This window comes from Polynucleobacter paludilacus (genome assembly GCF_018687595.1).
Lineage (GTDB): Bacteria > Pseudomonadota > Gammaproteobacteria > Burkholderiales > Burkholderiaceae > Polynucleobacter > Polynucleobacter paludilacus.
This window is the reverse complement of sequence record NZ_CP061298.1, coordinates 95,696-114,352: the sequence shown is the minus strand read 5'-3', so window position 1 is coordinate 114,352 and position 18,657 is coordinate 95,696. Positions and strand designations below refer to the sequence as shown.

General features: G+C 46.1%; 23 protein-coding genes. 4 read left to right on the top strand and 19 right to left on the bottom strand.

The features are described from left to right. Nucleotides 1–22: 22 nt before the first annotated feature. Genes AOC06_RS00665 through petA form a run of 4 tightly spaced genes read right to left on the bottom strand, consistent with a single transcriptional unit; the run spans nucleotide 23 to nucleotide 3,508 of the window. Nucleotides 23–634 (bottom strand): glutathione S-transferase N-terminal domain-containing protein, encoded by a 612-nt coding sequence (locus AOC06_RS00665; protein WP_215336778.1) that lies wholly within the window; start codon nucleotides 632–634, stop codon nucleotides 23–25. A 55-nt stretch (nucleotides 635–689) separates the two neighbouring features. Then, nucleotides 690–1,463 carry a cytochrome c1 gene (locus AOC06_RS00660; protein ID WP_215380398.1) on the bottom strand — a complete coding sequence of 258 codons (774 nt, stop codon included), beginning with the start codon at nucleotides 1,461–1,463 and terminating at the stop codon, nucleotides 690–692. A gap of 31 nt (nucleotides 1,464–1,494) precedes the next feature. After that, nucleotides 1,495–2,895: a cytochrome b gene (locus AOC06_RS00655; RefSeq protein ID WP_215380396.1), complete on the bottom strand. Its 1,401-nt coding sequence runs from the start codon at nucleotides 2,893–2,895 to the stop codon at nucleotides 1,495–1,497. Between the two features lie 10 nt (nucleotides 2,896–2,905). Next, complete coding sequence (petA, locus tag AOC06_RS00650; RefSeq protein WP_215380394.1) at nucleotides 2,906–3,508, bottom strand: ubiquinol-cytochrome c reductase iron-sulfur subunit; 603 nt, start codon at nucleotides 3,506–3,508, stop codon at nucleotides 2,906–2,908. A gap of 138 nt (nucleotides 3,509–3,646) precedes the next feature. On the opposite strand from petA, the gene mscL reads away from it, so the two are divergent. Both mscL and AOC06_RS00640 read left to right on the top strand, forming a co-directional pair. Further along, complete coding sequence (gene mscL, locus AOC06_RS00645; RefSeq protein WP_215282855.1) at nucleotides 3,647–4,069, top strand: large conductance mechanosensitive channel protein MscL; 423 nt, start codon at nucleotides 3,647–3,649, stop codon at nucleotides 4,067–4,069. A 20-nt stretch (nucleotides 4,070–4,089) separates the two neighbouring features. Continuing rightward, nucleotides 4,090–5,256 carry a S1C family serine protease gene (locus AOC06_RS00640; protein ID WP_215282854.1) on the top strand — a complete coding sequence of 389 codons (1,167 nt, stop codon included), beginning with the start codon at nucleotides 4,090–4,092 and terminating at the stop codon, nucleotides 5,254–5,256. A 144-nt stretch (nucleotides 5,257–5,400) separates the two neighbouring features. On the opposite strand, the gene AOC06_RS00635 is transcribed toward AOC06_RS00640, so the two are convergent. Next, nucleotides 5,401–6,723 carry a porin gene (locus tag AOC06_RS00635; protein WP_215380392.1) on the bottom strand — a complete coding sequence of 441 codons (1,323 nt, stop codon included), beginning with the start codon at nucleotides 6,721–6,723 and terminating at the stop codon, nucleotides 5,401–5,403. 207 nt (nucleotides 6,724–6,930) lie between these two features. On the opposite strand from AOC06_RS00635, the gene AOC06_RS00630 reads away from it, so the two are divergent. Next, on the top strand, nucleotides 6,931–8,397 hold the full coding sequence (locus tag AOC06_RS00630; RefSeq protein WP_215380390.1) for an SEL1-like repeat protein: 1,467 nt from the start codon (nucleotides 6,931–6,933) through the stop codon (nucleotides 8,395–8,397). On the opposite strand, the gene tatC is transcribed toward AOC06_RS00630, so the two are convergent. The 10 genes from tatC to hisB are packed head-to-tail and all read right to left on the bottom strand — an operon-like array spanning nucleotide 8,394 to nucleotide 13,954. Then, the gene (tatC, locus tag AOC06_RS00625) at nucleotides 8,394–9,149 is read right to left on the bottom strand and encodes a twin-arginine translocase subunit TatC (protein WP_215272015.1); all 756 of its coding nucleotides are present in this window, start codon (nucleotides 9,147–9,149) and stop codon (nucleotides 8,394–8,396) included. The genes AOC06_RS00630 and tatC overlap by 4 nt on opposite strands. Before the next feature lie 18 nt (nucleotides 9,150–9,167). Continuing rightward, nucleotides 9,168–9,653 (bottom strand): Sec-independent protein translocase protein TatB, encoded by a 486-nt coding sequence (gene tatB / locus AOC06_RS00620; protein WP_215288768.1) that lies wholly within the window; start codon nucleotides 9,651–9,653, stop codon nucleotides 9,168–9,170. A gap of 24 nt (nucleotides 9,654–9,677) precedes the next feature. Continuing rightward, nucleotides 9,678–9,899, bottom strand: coding sequence for a Sec-independent protein translocase subunit TatA (tatA, locus tag AOC06_RS00615; RefSeq protein WP_215288766.1), 222 nt, complete (start codon nucleotides 9,897–9,899; stop codon nucleotides 9,678–9,680). A gap of 15 nt (nucleotides 9,900–9,914) precedes the next feature. Continuing rightward, entirely contained in the window at nucleotides 9,915–10,271 is a 357-nt protein-coding gene (locus AOC06_RS00610; RefSeq protein WP_215380388.1) for a histidine triad nucleotide-binding protein, read from the bottom strand. Nucleotides 10,272–10,276: 5 nt separating this feature from the next. Next, nucleotides 10,277–10,678, bottom strand: a complete 402-nt coding sequence (locus tag AOC06_RS00605; protein ID WP_215380385.1) for a phosphoribosyl-ATP diphosphatase — start codon at nucleotides 10,676–10,678, stop codon at nucleotides 10,277–10,279. Between the two features lie 33 nt (nucleotides 10,679–10,711). Beyond that, nucleotides 10,712–11,113, bottom strand: coding sequence for a phosphoribosyl-AMP cyclohydrolase (gene hisI / locus AOC06_RS00600; protein WP_215380383.1), 402 nt, complete (start codon nucleotides 11,111–11,113; stop codon nucleotides 10,712–10,714). A gap of 15 nt (nucleotides 11,114–11,128) precedes the next feature. Further along, the gene (hisF, locus tag AOC06_RS00595; protein ID WP_215272847.1) at nucleotides 11,129–11,887 is read right to left on the bottom strand and encodes an imidazole glycerol phosphate synthase subunit HisF; all 759 of its coding nucleotides are present in this window, start codon (nucleotides 11,885–11,887) and stop codon (nucleotides 11,129–11,131) included. 5 nt (nucleotides 11,888–11,892) lie between these two features. Next, nucleotides 11,893–12,654, bottom strand: coding sequence for a 1-(5-phosphoribosyl)-5-[(5-phosphoribosylamino)methylideneamino]imidazole-4-carboxamide isomerase (gene hisA / locus AOC06_RS00590; RefSeq protein WP_215272846.1), 762 nt, complete (start codon nucleotides 12,652–12,654; stop codon nucleotides 11,893–11,895). 9 nt (nucleotides 12,655–12,663) lie between these two features. Continuing rightward, the gene (gene hisH / locus AOC06_RS00585; RefSeq protein ID WP_215380381.1) at nucleotides 12,664–13,320 is read right to left on the bottom strand and encodes an imidazole glycerol phosphate synthase subunit HisH; all 657 of its coding nucleotides are present in this window, start codon (nucleotides 13,318–13,320) and stop codon (nucleotides 12,664–12,666) included. Between the two features lie 46 nt (nucleotides 13,321–13,366). Then, entirely contained in the window at nucleotides 13,367–13,954 is a 588-nt protein-coding gene (hisB, locus tag AOC06_RS00580; protein ID WP_215272844.1) for an imidazoleglycerol-phosphate dehydratase HisB, read from the bottom strand. A 126-nt stretch (nucleotides 13,955–14,080) separates the two neighbouring features. On the opposite strand from hisB, the gene hisC reads away from it, so the two are divergent. After that, a complete protein-coding gene (hisC, locus tag AOC06_RS00575; RefSeq protein WP_215380379.1) occupies nucleotides 14,081–15,148 on the top strand; it encodes a histidinol-phosphate transaminase in 1,068 nt (355 codons plus the stop codon). 7 nt (nucleotides 15,149–15,155) lie between these two features. Here the strand turns inward: hisC and hisD are convergent, their stop codons facing one another. From hisD to AOC06_RS00555, 4 genes are read right to left on the bottom strand one after another with little or no spacing between them, the layout of a single operon-like run. After that, a complete protein-coding gene (hisD, locus tag AOC06_RS00570; protein ID WP_215380377.1) occupies nucleotides 15,156–16,478 on the bottom strand; it encodes a histidinol dehydrogenase in 1,323 nt (440 codons plus the stop codon). A 4-nt stretch (nucleotides 16,479–16,482) separates the two neighbouring features. Then, nucleotides 16,483–17,109, bottom strand: a complete 627-nt coding sequence (gene hisG / locus AOC06_RS00565) for an ATP phosphoribosyltransferase (RefSeq protein WP_215272841.1) — start codon at nucleotides 17,107–17,109, stop codon at nucleotides 16,483–16,485. Between the two features lie 20 nt (nucleotides 17,110–17,129). Continuing rightward, a complete protein-coding gene (gene murA, locus AOC06_RS00560; RefSeq protein ID WP_215380375.1) occupies nucleotides 17,130–18,404 on the bottom strand; it encodes a UDP-N-acetylglucosamine 1-carboxyvinyltransferase in 1,275 nt (424 codons plus the stop codon). Beyond that, entirely contained in the window at nucleotides 18,397–18,642 is a 246-nt protein-coding gene (locus AOC06_RS00555) for a BolA family protein (RefSeq protein ID WP_215272839.1), read from the bottom strand. The genes murA and AOC06_RS00555 overlap by 8 nt, the downstream gene beginning before the upstream one ends. Between the last annotated feature and the right edge of the window lie 15 nt (nucleotides 18,643–18,657).

Here is an 18,657-nt window from a genome sequence, read left to right as displayed (position 1 = left end):
TCTGCTCTGACAAATGAACCGCTTAGCGGCGCATAACCTTCTCTGAAGGCGTTAAGGCCTCGATGTAAGCAGGTCTACTAAAGATACGCTCAGCATATTTCAAGAGGGGTGCAGCATTTCTGGAGAGATCAATGCCGTAGTGCTCAAGACGCCATAGCAATGGCGCAATCGCTACGTCGAGCATGGAAAACTCTTCGCCCAGCATATATTTATTCTTAACAAAAATGGGGGCTAGCTGAGTCAAGCGATCACGAATAGCCAGACGGGCTTTCTCGTGAATCTTTTCAGCAGCCTTGCCTTTTTCATTTTCCAAAGCGGCAACGTGTACAAACAACTCTTTCTCAAAATTAAAGAGGAAGAGACGGGCACGAGCACGGGCTACAGGATCAGGCGGCATCAATTGTGGATGAGGAAAGCGCTCGTCAATATATTCATTGATGATGTTCGATTCATACAAAATCAGATCACGCTCAACCAAGATAGGAACTTGGCCATAGGGGTTCATAACCGAGATATCTTCTGGCTTATTAAATAAGTCAACATCACGGATTTCAAAGTCCATGCCTTTTTCAAAAAGCACTAGACGGCAGCGTTGCGAGAATGGGCAATTAGTACCCGAGTACAACACCATCATAAATATATTTCCTTAATCAACACTTCACAGTACCACTTTAAATTAGGTTCGCAGCTTAGTGGATATCTTTCCAATAAGCCTTATTCAAGCGCCAAGCAAACAAGGTAAAGATCGCCAAGAATAATAGAACGATTACTCCTAGACGCTTACGCTCTAACTGCACAGGTTCTGCCATCCAAGACATGAATGATACTAAGTCTGCGATGTTGTCATCGTATTCTGCAGTCGTCATTGTTCCAGGCGTCAACTGATCAAAGCCAACAAATACTTTTTCAGTTCTTGACTCATCATGGGGATCTTTATGCTCTTCAAACTTTGCAGCACGTTGACCCTGAAGTTGCCATAAAACATGGGGCATACCAACGTTTGGATAAACCAAATTATTCCAGCCAGTAGGACGCTCGTCATCTTTGTAGAAAGTGCGCAAGTAGGTATAAAGCCAATCAGTACCACGCGCTCTAGCTTCTACAGAAAGATCAGGTGGAACTTTGCCGAACCACACTTTGGCTTCTTTTGGTGACATCGCAATTGTCATCAAATCGCCAACTTTGGCATCAGTCAAAATCAAGTTATCTTTAATTTGCTGATCGGCTAAACCAATATCACGCATCCGGTTGTAACGAACACTAGTTGCAGAGTGGCAACCAAAGCAATAGTTCACAAAAAGTTTTGCGCCATTTTGCAGGGAAGCATTATTGCTTACGCGATTTGGAGCAGCATCTAATGGAAAACCACCTTCGTTTGCATTTGCATTAACGCTCACTCCCAAAGCTGCCACTAGCAGACTAACTTGGCAGAGGCTTTTCAAGGTTTGCAGAATCTGTTTCATACTCGTTCCTAATATCTCTCTGGTATCTGAATTAATGCGCTTCAAAAGTTACGCGTGATGGAACCGGCTTAAATTTGCCAAGCTTGCTCCAGAACGGCATTCCCAAGAAAAAGCCCAGATAGTAAATCGTGCAGACCTGAGAAATCTTTTCAAATGTTGGCGATGGTGGCTGAATACCCAAATAACCCAAAATCACAAAGCTCACAACGAAAATTCCATAAATGTATTTGTGGAATTGTGGGCGATAACGAATTGACTTCACGGGGGAGTGATCAAGCCATGGCAAGAAGAACATGATCACTACTGAACCACCCATAATCACCACACCCCAGAACTTCGCGTCTAAGAATTTAAAGCCAACCGCCAATACAACCAAGATCAACAGACAAATTCCTTTGGTCTTCCAGGCCTTAGCCATCTTTGCAAACATCAGCAAGATCACTGCCAAGAAAATCCACAATGGCAACAGGAAGTTACTGGTAGTTGCACGTAACATTGAGTAGAACGGTGTGAAATACCAAACTGGTGCAATGTGTGGAGGTGTTTGTAATGGATTTGCAGGAATGAAATTATTGGCTTCTAAGAAGTAGCCTCCCATCTCAGGAGCAAAGAATACGATCAGGGCAAAGATCATCAAAAAACCACCCAAGTACATCACATCATGTACTGAGTAGAAGGGATGGAAAGGAATTCCATCAACAGGATGGCCTTGTGCATCGAGCGTATTTTTAATTTCTACGCCATCAGGATTGTTAGAGCCAACTTCATGTAAAGCAATGATGTGTGCCGCAACCAAACCAATAAGTACCAATGGAATCGCAACTACGTGGAATGCAAAGAAGCGGTTCAAGGTGGCATCACCCACTACGTAATCACCACGAAGCCACAAAGACAGGTCTGGGCCAATTAATGGGATAGCGGAGAACAAGTTCACAATCACTTGAGCGCCCCAATAAGACATTTGCCCCCATGGCAGCAAGTATCCAAAGAAGGCCTCGCCCATTAAGCACAAGAAAATAGCGCAACCAAAGATCCAAATCAATTCACGGGGCTTGCGATAGGAGCCATAGATCAAGCCACGGAACATGTGCATGTAAACCACGACGAAGAACATCGACGCGCCAGTGGAGTGCATGTAACGAATGACCCAGCCCCATGGCACTTCGCGCATGATGTATTCAACAGACTCAAACGCTTTAGCAGCGTCTGGTTTGTAGTTCATCACCAAGAAAATACCGGTTGTAATCTGAATCGCTAAAACAACAATAGCGAGCGCGCCAAAGATGTAAAAGAAATTGAGATTCTTAGGAGCGTAGTACTCGCTCATATGCTTCTTAAAGGTCTCCGTCAATGGAAAACGAGAGTCAACCCATGCTAGTACTTTTTCACCAGCAGATGCGTTAGCAGGAACTTCTTTTTCGTGGAATGCCATTTATCTCTCCTTAGGCCTTCTTATCATCGCCAATCAGAATCTTGGTATCGCTCAAATACATATGGGGCGGTACTTCAAGATTATCTGGGGCTGGTTTATTTTTGTAGACACGGCCTGCCATATCAAAGGTGGAGCCATGACATGGGCAAAGGAAGCCCCCTGGCCAATTATTTGGGAGGGATGGCTGTGGGCCAGAGTCAAACTTTGCAGAGGGTGAGCAGCCCAAATGGGTGCAAATACCCACCACAACGAGGTATTCAGGCTTAATCGAGCGCCATTCGTTACGCGCATAAGGCGGGGTCAAAGCATCTTGATTCCGCTTAGACTCAGGATCTGCCAGGTTTGAATCATTTTGAGGTAACTCAGCTAGCTGAGCCTCAGTACGACGAATAACCCAAACTGGCTTTCCGCGCCACTCAATGGTTCTCATCTCATCTGGTTTCATACCAGTAATATCAATTTCAACCGCAGCGCCAGCGGCCTTAGCGCGCTCAGAGGGCTCAAAACTGTCAATAAAGGGGTAAAGGGCTGCAGCGGCACCAACGCCTCCTACTGCTGAAGTAGCGATCAGCCAATTGCGGCGATCCTTATCCATACTGGGCTTGTCAATCATTTACAAAAATCCTCAAAAGACGCGTTTAATAGTGAAAATTGCTTAAAGGTAGGATTTTAAAGTAAAAAGTGGGGTAACGAAGAAAGATCTGGGGTTAATCTTCAGCAAAGCAATATCAGACGAAAAAGTGAGGGAATTATGGGCGTTTTAAAGGAATTTAAGGACTTTGCCGTCAAGGGCAGCGTGGTCGATTTGGCCGTCGGCGTCATTATTGGCGGGGCCTTTGGAAAAATTGTGGATTCTTTGGTGAATGACATCGTCATGCCCATCATTTCGACCCTACTTGGGGGCCATATCGACTTTACCAACCTATTTATTCTCCTCGGTACGGCTCCTGAAGGCATTCCCCATACTTACGATGCCCTAAAAAAGGCTGGGGTTCCCATGTTTGCTTATGGAAACTTCATCACCATCTCGATTAACTTTGTTCTACTCGCGTTTGTGATCTTCCAAATGGTCAAAGTCGTGAATAAGATTCGCGCTAATGATGCACCCACACCTCCGCCTACTCCAGAAGATGTTGTCTTGCTGAGAGAAATTAGAGACAGTCTTAAAAAATAAACCGAGGTAATTTAAAGCAGATGCTCAATCGACTTTGGCTTCTTTTTGCCCAGGCTATCACCATACTTCTGGCGGCATGGTTCATTCTCATCACACTGAGACCGGATTGGTTGGCGCAAACCAATATCACCACCATTGTCGATAGCGTTACCCTCAAAGAAAATGAAGATGGCTCCAACCTAAGCCCGGGTTCATATCATGAGGCAGTAAAAAAATCGATGCCCGCAGTCGTCAATATTTTTACTAGCAAAAACTCAAATAAACCAGCTGGCTCAAAAGATAAGAATAAAAAATCAGATCGCTTCAATCAATTTTTCTTTGGTGACAACGCTGACAGCGATCCCGTATCCAGCCTAGGATCAGGGGTCTTAGTGAGTCCAGAGGGTGTGATTATCACCAATCACCATGTTATTAGCGACGCAGATGAAATTGAAGTCGCTCTTTCTGATAACCGAAAATTTAAGGCAAAAGTAGTTGGCAGTGATCCCGAGACTGATCTTGCCGTTTTAAAGATAGATGCTAAACAACTACCAAGCCCAATCACTCTTGGAAAAATCGATTCGGTCCATGTTGGTGACGTTGTGATGGCGATTGGCAATCCGTTCGGGGTTGGAGAAACAGTAACCTCTGGAATTGTGTCTGCAATGGGAAGAGATCACGTTGGTATTAATACTTTTGAAAATTTTATTCAAACTGATGCCGCGATTAACCCTGGAAATTCCGGTGGCGCTTTAATTGATACTCGCGGCAATCTCATTGGCATCAATACTGCCATCTACTCAAATAATGGCGGCTCAATGGGCATCGGGTTTGCGATTCCCATTAACTTAGTCAAACAAGTAATGGAATCGATTGTTAAGAGCGGTAGTGTTACGAGGGGATGGATTGGCGTTGAACCACAGAATGTCTCTCCTGAGCACTCTTCTTCATTCGGCCTTGCTAATAAACACGGCATTCTCATTACGGGCGTTCTTGAAGGCGGCCCAGCAGATCGAGCAGGAATGAAGCCGGGAGACGTTTTAATAGGCATCAACAACGAGCCCATTAAAGATGTCAGAGATTTGTTAAATAAAATTGCTCAGACTGAACCAGGTCACATGCTCAAACTCGAGGTCGTACGCAAATCTAAAGAGCTTGATATGCAATTACAGGTTGGGAAAAGGCCCACTCCCAAGCCAGTCAGATAAAAAACGTAAATATACAAGTTATCTGCGGCTACTTTTTCTCTACTAAATCGCCTTCAAAAGCTTCAAAAGAAAAAACCCGCCGTGTTACCACAGCGGGTTAATTTGATGCTTAACTAATTCTAACTAGCTTACGCTAGCGTCAAATTAGAAAGTGTGACGCAAGCCCAAAGCATATGAATTAGCATTGTAGCTAGTTGGGTTAGCATTCAAAGTGTAGTTTTGGTTGGATGTGTGTGTCTGACCAAAAATTGCGTACAAGTTTGTGCGCTTGCTCAACCAGTAGTTTGAACCCAATTGGAAACCGCCGAAGTTACCGGAGTTGCTACCAATTGTAGATGCGCCGCCTACGAATGAGTTAGAGTTTGAGCTAGCAGTTGCAACTGTCAACTTACCTGTACCAGCACTTGCCCAAGCTTCAATTGTTGGAGTAATGTAAGAACGAACACCAATCTGTTGCGCTGTACGTGCCAGAGAGTTGTTAGGATTATTAACATCCATTGTCTTACGGTTAATGTACTGTACGTATGCCTTCAAAATGCCGAAGTCATAAGTAGCAGCGTAGTACTGTTGGTTATCACGATCATTTATGCCAACTAAATCAGCACCGCCGTATCCGCCAATTGCTGGAGCGCCAGCTGTGTAAAGACCAGTGCTACTTACAGTGTAAGCAGCTTTATCAGTCATATTCTGATAGTTGGCAGTTACAAACAACTTTTGCCATGTGTAGTTAACACCAAGACCCCAAGCGGTGTGGTTGGTTGTACCGCCACCATAACCTGAACCTGAACTTGCCGCTACGGTAGTACCGTTAGTATTTTGATTGTTCAAAACATACATTGCGTTACCCTGGAAACCAGCAAAGGTCTCAGACTGTACAGACAACATGTTGTTTGCACGAACAACGAAAGAGGTATTGTTTTGGTTGCCGTTAAACGAGTTAGTACTTGGGTTTGAGTAACCAGTTGCAGCAGCGAAGGCAGGAGCGATGCCCTGACCTTTGTCATAGATTACGTTACCCATCATGTTGTTTGTGTTACCTGGATCAGACGCAGCTACTGCGTTGAAAATCGTGGTGTACTGAGTACCAAACGCAAACTGTCCGAGACCACTTTTCTTCAGGCCAGCGAAAGTTTGACGGTTTACGCCAGTAGCAGCAGTATTTGCTGAGTTAGGTGTAATTTCTTGTTCGATAGTGAAGAAAGCAGATAAACCGCCGCCTAAATCTTCATTACCCTTGAAGCCCAAACGGTTGGCAGATTCAGCACCGTTAGCAAATGCGCTGTAGGTGGTGTTGTTAACTACACCTGATGTGCTGCTTGTGCCAGTTGTGACTGGAGCATTAGCTTGCTTATTGTTACCGCCAATATAACCAAGGTCCATGATGCCGTATACGGTCACGCTGGATTGAGCTTGCGCTGTACCTGCGATCGCGCCAACAGCTGCGAGTGCGAATAGCGATTTTTTCATTCTTTAAATCTCCATAAATTGAAAGTAATGCCCGATAAGACTGGGACCTATGAATTTTGCGGGTTTTGAACTTCAAGATTGGGGGTTAGAGCAAATACAGACTCTTTTTGCTTGTCAAAAGGGAGTTTTTTGGCTTGCTTCGTTGTATCTCGACAACAAGGGCCCTGTTTTCTATCTTTTTGCTGCTTTGAATGACAAAATTGTCACATGGCAAGCCGTGAATTCTTAAAAATCCTCAGTTCTGCGCGACTAGGTGATGTATCTGCGCAACAAAATCTGGCTTCAGCCTATCTCAACGGCTCTTTCAAAACCCCCATTCAGCCTACAAATGCCTTGATTTGGCTGGAGAAGTCCTATTTTTCCATTACAAATCAGTCACTTGAGATTAGTTCCTCAAATTTCAGTCAACTTTCATCACTTTATGAATTGATTGCCCAAATTCCCCTGATTGATGTCTTCAAATCTCCTTCGTTTGGCTTCGCATGGGATCTTTTTTGGAAACTCGCTGACGAAAATTCAATACCCGCAAAGTGGCAACTCGCTAATTTACTCGTTAACCCCGCTCATGCAGAACTGCAAGCAGAGCTTAAGCAGTGGTTTAAAAATGAAAAGTCTTCATCTACCCTTGAAACACTATCGAAGCTCAACTTTGAGGGAGTGCAGGAGTTAGCCAAACAATACCTTCAAGAGCTTGGAGCTTCTGAATCAGCCTACCAACATTTAGCCAAAGAATTATTACTTCAACTTCAGCCCAAGAATCAGGCCCTGTCATCCCTGTGGGATGCTTGGGTAAATGATGGTAGCGAAGAAGCGCTATATCGTTGCGCTGAGCTAGGCCTTACTAAAGCCAAGCTTGCTCTGGGTTTGCGACTCGCGCGCATTGATCAGAAGGAAGAGTTAGAAAAATCACCCGCTACTAAATCAAATGCTTCATTAAAAAAAGCAGCGCATTGGCTAGAGCTGGCTGCTAAAGATAGTGATCGAGATGCCTGGTTTGCTTTAGGTGAAATTTATCGGCGCCCTCAATTTTCTGGTTATAGCGCCGCAGAGAGTGATCGTTGCTTTGATCGTGCCGCTGATCTGGGACACCCTGTAGCTCAGTTTCGGAAAGGTGCCAACTTGTGGCGCAAGCGAGAAAAATTAGAAGAGCCGGTTCGCGGTTTGCAAGCATCCTATTGGGTATGGCAAGCGCATCAGCAAGGTGTTAGTGAAGCAAGCGAATTGCTACAGAAAATTCTGGAGAGCGTTCCCACCCCCAAACAGAATGATTGGCACGAACTTGCCACCTTGGCAGAGCATGCGCTGAACCACCATGCTGAACACAAGTTAGATGAAGAATGGATCTTGATGTGTCATCGCCTGGTCATTGCCAATCAATTTCAATTGAGTAAAGCTGAGTTACTCCTCTGTGAAGTCAGTCAGCTGCAACATGAGCATTGTGTAGTGGTGGATATTCGTTGGGAATTGCCAAAAATATTACCTCGACTCATTCAGATTGAGACAGTAAGTCAACGTCGCAGTTTGCTGGCCGCAGGGAAGGCATTTGCAGGCATCGCTCCTGATCAAGAAGGCAAGCTCAGACAAAGACGCTACCGATTTGATCGCGTGACGGACTGGCTGAAGACTCGAATCAATAAACGCCAGCCGGATGAATCAGATATAGAGCTCGCTTAATTCTCGTTATCTTTTGGAACATACAGACGCGCAGCTAAAAGACCGATTTCGTAAAGCACAATCATGGGTAAAGCAAGCAATAGCTGAGACAGTACATCTGGCGGCGTGACTACCGCTGCAATAATGAAGGCCCCCACAATCACGTAAGGGCGAATCTCTTTCAACTTCGCCAGGGTAACCATTCCCATGCGGACCAAGACTACGACTACCACTGGCACCTCAAACGTAATGCCAAATGCCAAGAAGCTGGTCATGGCAAAACTTAGATAGTTATCAATGTCAGTCGACATTTCAGCGCCCAGTGGGGCGTTGTAACTCGCCATAAATTTAAAAACCGTTGGAAAAACCAAGAAATAAGCAAAAGCCATCCCGACAATAAACAAGGTGTAGCTACTAATGACTAAGGGGACAATTAATTTACGTTCATGCAAATAGAGGCCAGGGGCAATAAACGCCCACAGCTGATACATCACGACCGGCAATGCGATCATAAAAGCAGCCAACATGGTGACCTTCATGGGCACAAAGAAAGAACCCGTCACATCAGTCACAATCATTTTGCCGCCAGCAGGCAATGCATTGAGTAAGGGTTGAGCAAAAAGATGAAAGATATCTGGCGCCCAATACACCAAGCCAGCAAACACAATCACAATGGCTAGGCCCGCTTTGATAATTCGATCCCGCAGTTCAAATAAATGCGATAAAAAGGATTCTTGCAATCCAGATTCTTCAGTGGAGTGGTTTTCGGTCATGTAGAGCTAAAAATGGGTTTACTTGATGGCGCTATGGTGAAAGCGCTTCATTCTAGCTGCGCCAGATTGCACGCGTGCCCGAATTCCAGCAGACCGTTTAAACCACAAAGGTCTTGCTGCTCTTTTATTTGCCCAACTATTTCTACCTTGACGTTGCGTTCTCCGAATCACATCTTGCTCGCTAGGAATAGCCTCGGAGAAGTTCGTTGAGCTTGCCAAGCCAATATCGGCTTGATCACTTAAATGCGTCGTCACCTCTTGTGCAGTGGAATGAATACTATTCTCAACCTCTTTAAGGGCTGCCACACTGTCTTCCCGCAATTTTCTGAACTCTTCCATCTCCATTTGACGGTTGACTTCTGATTTAACCTCAGACATGTAACGCTGAGCGCGTCCAAATAAGTTCCCTGCGACGCGCGCCACTTTAGGTAAGCGCTCTGGGCCGACCACAATTAAAGCAACGACCGCAATCAGCGCAAGTTTGGAAACCCCAAGATCAATCATGTGAACTCATTAATGCTAATAAGGTCACTTATTCAGATCTTTAGCTTGCACATCAACCGTTTTATCTGTAGCTGTGCCACTTTGAGGGATTTGTTCTTTAGTTGTATCGGCACTATTCATGCCGTCTTTGAAACCTTTGACTGCGCCGCCAAGATCTTGACCAATATTGCGTAATTTTTTGGTACCAAAAACCAACATCACAATCACCAAAACAATTAACCAATGCCAAATACTGAATGAACCCATCATTTTCTCCTTGGATTATTTTTTCCAGGGGCGTGGACCGCCCAAAACATGTAAATGCAGGTGATAGACCTCTTGTCCACCATCTGCGCCATTATTGACCATCACCCTAAAGCCGCCTTCTTTTCCAGGACGACAACCCTGCTCTTTAGCAAGACGAGGTGCTAATTCCATCATTCTACCGAGCAAAGGCACATCTTGACTCTGTGCAGCCTCCAACATCGGAATATGTTTCTTCGGAATCATTAAGAAATGGATTGGGGCACCTGGATTAATGTCCTTAAAGGCAAAGATTTCCTCGTCTTCATAGACCTTTTGCGAAGGAATCAGACCTTGGGCAATCTTACAAAATAGGCAATTAGGATCGTGGCTCATCTGCTTTACTCTTGACCTATCGCTTTGCGAGCAGCCTTTTCTTCAATGCCTGATGTTCCTAGGCGACGCTCTAGCTCAGCAATCACATCCTCTGGTCGTAAATTAAATTGGGATAAAGCAACCAAACAATGAAACCAGAGATCTGCCATTTCACCAACTAAGCGTTTTTGCTGCTCTGGGGCAAGCTGAGACTGACGAGCATCTTTAGCCGCCATGACCGCCTCGGTTGCCTCTTCACCGATTTTCTTCAAGATTCCATCATCGCCCTTTGAGAAGAGCAAAGCGGTATAGGAAGTCTTGGGGTCAATCTGGCCACCCTTGAATGCATCTCGACGCTGATCCACGACATCAGCCAAATGGGCTAAGGCCGTGTCCAGGTTTGATCCCGATTTTGCTGAATTATTCATGCCTCAATTTTATGTCTTTTGTCAGGCTAGGGCTTACTTGCCAGCTTTTGATTCATCTACCCAAGCCGATTTAGCACTATTCCAATTGAGGAAGAAACAGCTGTGCTCACCCGTATGGCAAGCAATTCCGTCTTTTTGCTCTACTAGAAGCAAAATCGTATCGCCGTCACAATCCAAACGAATTTCTCTGACTTTTTGAGTATGGCCAGATTCCTCCCCCTTGTGCCACAGTTTTTGCCTTGAGCGGCTCCAATAGACAGCCTCACCTAAACGCAATGTTTCAAGCAAGGCGTCTCGATTCATCCAGGCCATCATTAAGACATCTTTACTGCCCACTTCTTGGGCAATGACTGGCACGAGGCTTTGTTCATTCCAGGAAATGGCATCCAGCCAGCCATCCGCCTGCAAGGATTGATTAGGGGTAAATGTGCTCATAGTCTTACTTTACTGCTAAATGCGCACTGGGATTCCTTGACTGGCCATATATTCTTTTGCTTGCCCAACTGTGAATTCCCCATAATGAAAAATACTTGCAGCGAGGACTGCATCGGCGTGGCCTTTGGTGATGCCATCCACCAAATGCTGAAGATTGCCAACACCGCCAGAAGCGATTACGGGCACACTCACGGCTTTGCTAACTGCGGCAGTTAGCTCAAGATCAAAACCATCTTTACTGCCATCGCGATTCATGCTGGTTAATAAAATTTCCCCAGCACCACGCTCGGTCACTTCTTTGGCCCAAGCAACGACATCAATACCCGTAGCAGTTCTGCCACCATGGGTAAATACTTCCCAAGTACCACCTGCTGTTTGCTTAGCATCGATTGCCACCACAATGCATTGAGAACCATAATGAGCAGCAGCATCTGAAACTAAATCGGGATTGGCCACTGCGGAGGAATTCATGCTCACTTTATCTGCACCGGCATTCAGTAAGCGGCGTACATCAGCTACCGCTCTCACACCACCACCAACCGTCAGCGGAATGAAAACCTGGGAAGCAACATCTTCAATGATGTGCAGAATCAGATCGCGCCCATCGGATGTCGCAGTGATGTCTAAGAAAGTGAGCTCATCTGCGCCTTGCGTATCGTAACGTCGAGCAATCTCAACGGGATCACCAGCATCACGCAGGCCAACAAAGTTCACGCCCTTAACAACGCGGCCTGCAGTCACATCTAGGCAAGGAATAATTCTTTTAGTGAGCACTGTTACTAGCTAATTTTCTTAGCGTATTTGAGTGTCATCTCATCTGCATATTTTTGTGCAGCGGTGAGATCAAGATCGCCAGCATAAATCGAGCGTCCTGCAATCACACCCATCACGCCCTCTTCTTCTACTGCGCAGAGCGCTTCAATATCTTTGTTATTAGATAAGCCACCACTCGCAATCACCGGTATACGAACAGCTTGCGCCAGCTTCACTGTTGCCTCGAGGTTCACGCCCTTGAGCATGCCATCACGACCAATGTCAGTATAGATAATGGCTTCAGCGCCGTAGTCCTCAAATTTTTTACCGAGATCAATGACTTCGTGACCAGTGATCTTGCTCCAGCCGTCGGTTGCCACCTTACCATCACGTGCATCCAAGCCAACCATGATGTGTCCTGGAAAAGCGGTGCAAGCATCCTGCAAGAAACCAGGATTTTTTACGGCAGCGGTACCGATAATGACTGTGCTGATGCCATCATCCAATAATCGCTCAATGGTTTCTAAATCACGAATGCCGCCACCGAGTTGTACCGGAATCTCATCACCGACAGCTTTAAGAATAGCCTTAATCGCTGCTTCATTTTTTAGCTTGCCAGCAAAGGCGCCATTTAGATCTACCAAATGCAGACGACGTGCGCCTTTAGCAATCCAATGCTTAGCCATCGCACCTGGATCTTCAGAAAAAACCGTAGCCTTATCCATGTCGCCCTGCTCCAATCGAACGCAGTGGCCATCTTTTAAGTCAATTGCAGGAATCAGCAGCATGTCAAAGTTTTAAGGTTGCCAAGAAACAAAGTTTTTATACAGTCGCAGCCCATATTCTGCACTCTTTTCTGGATGAAACTGCGTAGCGAAAATATTATCTCGCGTTACTACAGAAGTAAACCAGTTCCCATACTCGGTTGAACCGGCAATATTTTTCACCTCTTTTGGCACCACATAGTAGCTATGCACAAAATAGAAACTCGTCAAATCCGGAATACCTGCCCAAAGCGGGTGGGCGATATCCTGACGGACTTGATTCCAGCCCATGTGGGGGACTTTGTAATCAGAGCCATCAGCTTGTTTTTGTCCTTGCAATTCGAAACGACGCACCTCTCCTGGAATTAAACCCAAGCAAGTCGTGAACGGAGAACCAGGGCGAACCTCAGCGCTTTGATCAAAAAGCATTTGTTCGCCAACACAAACACCCAGTAAAGGCTTATTTTTGGCGGCCTCCAAAACCGCCTCCAACAAGCCGGAGTCTGTTAGTTGCTTCATGCAATCCGGCATGGCGCCCTGACCAGGCAGAACCACCCTCTGGGCCCGAGCAATTTCCTCAGGTCGCTGAATCAACACAATATTGGCATCAGGGGCAACGTGATGAAAAGCTTGATACACAGAACGAAGATTGCCCATTCCGTAATCGACGATCGCAATGGTTTGCGCCAACTTTTAACCTATTTTCCGTTTAGTCTTCTGTCCAGCAAGTTCTGGATTAGAGGCTGCCTTTGGTTGAGGGAACAGCGCCCGAAGCACGGGGGTCAATCGCCAAAGCCATTCTTAATGCACGACCAAAGGCCTTGAAGACTGTCTCAATCTGGTGATGGGCGTTAATGCCCCGAATATTGTCGATGTGTAAAGTTACCCCGGCGTGATTCACGAAGCCACGGAAAAACTCAATACTCAGATCCACATCAAAATCACCCACTCGGGCACGTGTAAAGGGTACGTTAAATTCCAAGCCGGGACGGCCAGAAAAATCAATCACGACTCTGGATAAGGTTTCATCCAAAGGGACATAAGAGTGACCATAACGCGTAATACCCGCTTTATCGCCAACCGCTTTTGCAAAAGCCTGACCCAAAGTAATGCCGACATCCTCAACGGTATGGTGGTCATCAATATGGGTATCACCCTTTGCAAGCACTTTAAGATCAATCATTCCATGGCGTGCAATTTGATCAAGCATGTGATCCAAAAAAGGGACGCCTGAGGCTAATTCAGCCTTACCAGTTCCATCCAAGTTAATGGAAATATCAATTTTGGTTTCCGAAGTGTTTCGGGTAACGTCAGCTTGCCGCATACTTCATGGCGCCGTGAGGCGAAGTGTTGAATGAAGCCTCATAATATCATTCCTACTAGATATAGAAATAGCGTAATTCACTGGTTTAACCCTGAATTTAATTTTAATCATTGACTTGAGTACCCCATGAGCCGTTTTTGGAGCCCCGTTGTAGAAACCCTCACGCCCTATGTTCCGGGGGAGCAGCCGCAAATGCAGCGCTTGGTTAAGCTCAATACCAATGAGAGCCCCTATGGTCCCTCTCCTAAAGCATTGACCGCGATTCAAAGTCAGACTACTGATGATCTTCGACTGTATCCTGATCCTGAGAGCAAAGCCCTCAAGGCTGCGATTGCAAAGCTACATGGGCTAGAAGCAAATCAAGTATTTGTTGGCAATGGCTCTGACGAAGTTCTGGCACATCTATTTTTAGCACTATTCAAGCAAAAGCAGCCCATCTTATTTCCAGATATCACCTATAGCTTTTACCCCGTTTATTGCAAACTCTATGAGATTGAATATCAAACGATTCCATTGGGCCCAGAATTCCAGATCAATATCACTGACTACGAAGTGCCTAATGGCGGAGTTATTTTTCCTAATCCCAATGCGCCTACTGGTCGATCTATTCCGCGTACGGAGATTGCAGCCCTACTAAAAAGAAATTCAGGCTCTATTTTAGTCATCGATGAAGCCTACGTGGATTACGGAACCGAATCTTCCATTCCACTTTTGCGTGGACCCAACTGCCCAGAAAATTTACTCGTGGTGCACACCCTATCGAAATCACGGGCTTTAGCAGGTCTGCGGGTTGGCTTTGCAGTGGGACATCCCGATTTGATCGCCGGACTAGAAAGAGTCAAAGATAGTTTTAACTCCTACCCATTGGGCAGGCTCGCTCAGGCTGGGGCAGTTGCCGCGATCGAAGATCAAGCCTATCTTGAGCGCACCTGTTCAAAAGTGATGCAAACACGTGAGCAATTAATTGAAGCGCTTAGCGCTTTAGGTTTTGACACTTTACCTTCAAGCGCCAACTTTATTCTAACTAAGCATCCAAAACATGCTGGCGAAAAACTCTATCAAGCGCTTCGTGAACGCGGCATTATCGTGCGCCACTTTAAGACTCCACGTATTGCGGATTTCTTGAGAATCACCATTGGTACGGATGAGCAAATCCAAGAATTACTCTCAGCACTGCAAGAAATCTTGAATTAGTGTTTGCTTACTTCTTGAGCCGCATCTCTGCCGCACGCGCATGTGCCTGCAGACCCTCACCATGAGCCAGAGTACTGGCTACTTGACCTAAAGTCTGTGCGCCTGCTTCACTGACCTCAATCATGCTTGAGCGCTTGAGGAAATCGTAAACGCCCAAGGGGGAAGAAAAGCGTGCTGTACGAGCGGTTGGCAATACGTGATTCGGACCAGCACAATAATCACCTAGCGATTCACTCGTATAGTTACCCATAAAGATAGCGCCAGCGTGGCGAATCTTCTCAGCCCATGTGCGAGGCTCAGCCGCACAAATCTCTAAGTGCTCAGCTGCAATAGCATTGGCAATCTCGCAAGCCTCATTCATATCTTTGACTTGAATCAGTAAAGCGCGGTTCTTCAATGAAGTCTCGATGACTTGCTTTCTGGGCATCTCAGGCAATAACCGATCAATACTGGTTTGTACTTTTTCAATAAATGCTGCATCTGGACATAGCAAAATTGACTGAGCCAATTCATCATGCTCAGCTTGTGAGAATAAATCCATCGCAATCCAATCAGGATCAATCGAGCCATCACACAGAATCAAAATTTCCGATGGGCCTGCAATCATATCGATGCCAACCGTACCAAATACGCGGCGCTTAGCTGCAGCGACATACGCATTGCCAGGACCAACAATCTTATCCACTGAAGGAATCGTTTTAGTACCATAAGCCAAAGCCGCAACTGCTTGCGCGCCACCAATCGTAAAGACCCGATCAACTCCAGAGATCCATGCAGCCGCTAATACTAGAGAGTTGCGGGCTCCATCAGGAGTGGGCACCACCATTATGACTTCTTGAACACCAGCAACTTTTGCAGGTATCGCATTCATTAATACCGATGAGGGGTATGCGGCTTTACCACCTGGCACATAAATGCCCACCCGATCCAGAGGTGTCACTTTTTGCCCTAAGCGAGTACCGTCTTTCTCGGTGTATTCCCAAGAATGGCAACCCGCTTCTTTTCTCTGTTGCTCGTGATAAATCCGCACTCTCTGCGCTGCAATATCTAAGGCATTTTTTTGCTCTGATGACAATTGCAGATAGGCGGCCTCAAGATCTTTCTTAGGAATCTCTAAGTCAGCGACACTGTTGACATTGAGGCGATCAAATTGTTTTGTAAAACCCAAGACAGCAGTGTCACCGTCAGACTTCACTTGATTGAGAATATTGACTACAGCCGAATCAATCGCTGCATCATCAGCCATTGGCAAAGACAGGCTGCCCAATAATTTTTCTTTAAAGTTCGCATCTAGACTATTGAGGCGCTGAATTGGAATTGCTACAGTCATTGTTTTACTTCAGTTGCTCAAAAAAGGGCTGCAGTTGATCGCGCTTCCGTTTATAGGAGGCTTGATTGACAATTAAACGTGCACTGATATCGGCGATCGGTTCGACTTCTACCAAACCGTTTGCACGCAAGGTATTTCCAGTAGAAACCAAGTCTACGATCGCATCGGCTAAACCAACCAAGGGTGCCAGCTCCATCGAACCGTAAAGCTGAATCGTATCGATATGAACACCTTTATTGGCAAAGTGTTCACGTGCGCAATTGACATACTTTGTGGCCACTCGTAAACGAGACCCTTGCTTGACTGCAACAGCATAGTCAAATCCCTCGCGCACTGCTACAGACATTCGACACTTGGCAATATTGAGATCAAATGGCACATATAGCCCATCGACGCCTTTTTCCATCAAAATATCGAGGCCAGCCACTCCAAAGTCAGCGCCACCAAATTGCACATAGGTTGGCACATCTGAGGCGCGCACAATAATCAAGCGCACGTCAGGATTAGAGGTTTCAATAATGAGTTTGCGTGACTTCTCAGGATCCTCCAGCGGCCGAATGCCGACCTTGGACAAGATCTCAGCGGTTTCTTCGAAAATGCGCCCCTTTGAGAGGGCTAGAGTCAACTTCATGGACTAATTATCCATCAGCCTTACTTAACGCGCTGAATGTTAGCCCCCAGGAGGGTCAGCTTTTGCTCCATGCGGTCATAACCCCTATCCAGGTGATAGATTCGGTCAACCTGGGTTTCCCCTTGAGCAGCCAAGCCAGCAATCACCAAACTTGCCGAAGCCCGCAAGTCCGTGGCCATGACGATAGCTCCTGAAAGCTGTTCAACTCCCTGCGCTATCGCAGTGTTGCCCTCAATCGCAATATCTGCCCCCAAGCGGTTGAGCTCTTGAACGTGCATGAAGCGATTCTCAAAAATGGTTTCGGTAATACTGGCGCTTCCTGAAGCAAGTGCATTAACCGCCATCAGCTGTGCCTGCATATCCGTTGGAAAGGCTGGGTATTCGGAAGTTCTAAAGCTCACCGCCTTTGGACGAGAATGCATCGAAGCCTTCATCCAATCGGCACCCACTTCTATTTTGAGGCCCGCTTCTTTGAGTTTGACGATTACCGCATCCAATGTATCTGGACGGCAGTGCTTCAAAGTAATTTCTCCACCAGCTGCTGCTACTGCACACAGAAAGGTACCCGCTTCAATCCGATCGGGAATTACAGAATGTTCGGCTCCATGCAGACTTTCAACACCTTCAATGATCAGGCGATCAGTTCCAATTCCAGAGATCTTTGCTCCCATTTTGACGAGCAGCTCAGCAAGATCGCTCACCTCTGGCTCGCGAGCAGCATTTTCTAAAACGGTAGTGCCTGAGGCCAAAGTAGCAGCCATCAACAGATTTTCGGTACCAGTAACGGTAATCATGTCGGTCACTATCGATGCACCCAATAAACGATTCAGTGGCGGCTGAGTTTCTGCCTGAATATAGCCGCTCTCAATCTTGATCCTTGCGCCCATCGCCTTCAAACCCTTGATGTGCTGATCTACTGGACGCGCACCAATCGCACAGCCTCCAGGCAAAGAGACTTTAGCGCTATGCATGCGGGCAAGCAATGGACCCAGCACCAAGATCGAAGCGCGCATGGTTTTCACCATTTCATAAGTTGCTTCGGAGCTTTTGATATTGGCGGCATTGAGTTTGAGATGCGTGCGATCATTGTGATCTGGATACTCAACAGTTACACCAATTTCTTGCAACAGTTTTAGCATCGTTCTGACATCTTGCAATTCAGGAACGTTATGCAAGGTAATGGCTTGATCTGTTAGCAAGCAGGCACACAAAATCGGGAGAGCTGCATTTTTTGCCCCCGCTATCACAACCTCTCCCTTGAGTGGGGTGCCGCCCACCATACGCAATTTATCCATGATTCTGCTCAAACTCTTCGGGAGTAAATGCTTTTATCGAAAGCGCATGTACTTCTGCTTTCATGCGATCGCCCATTGCGGCATAGACTAATTGATGACGCTGCACCAGACGCTTGCCGACAAAATCAGGGCTCACGATGGTTGCAAAGAAGTGTTGGCCATCGCCCTCAACCTGAATATGCGTGCAAGCAATACCTTGCTGAATATAGCTTTCAATTTGCTCGGGGGTGGGCAACATCACAATCTCCTAAAA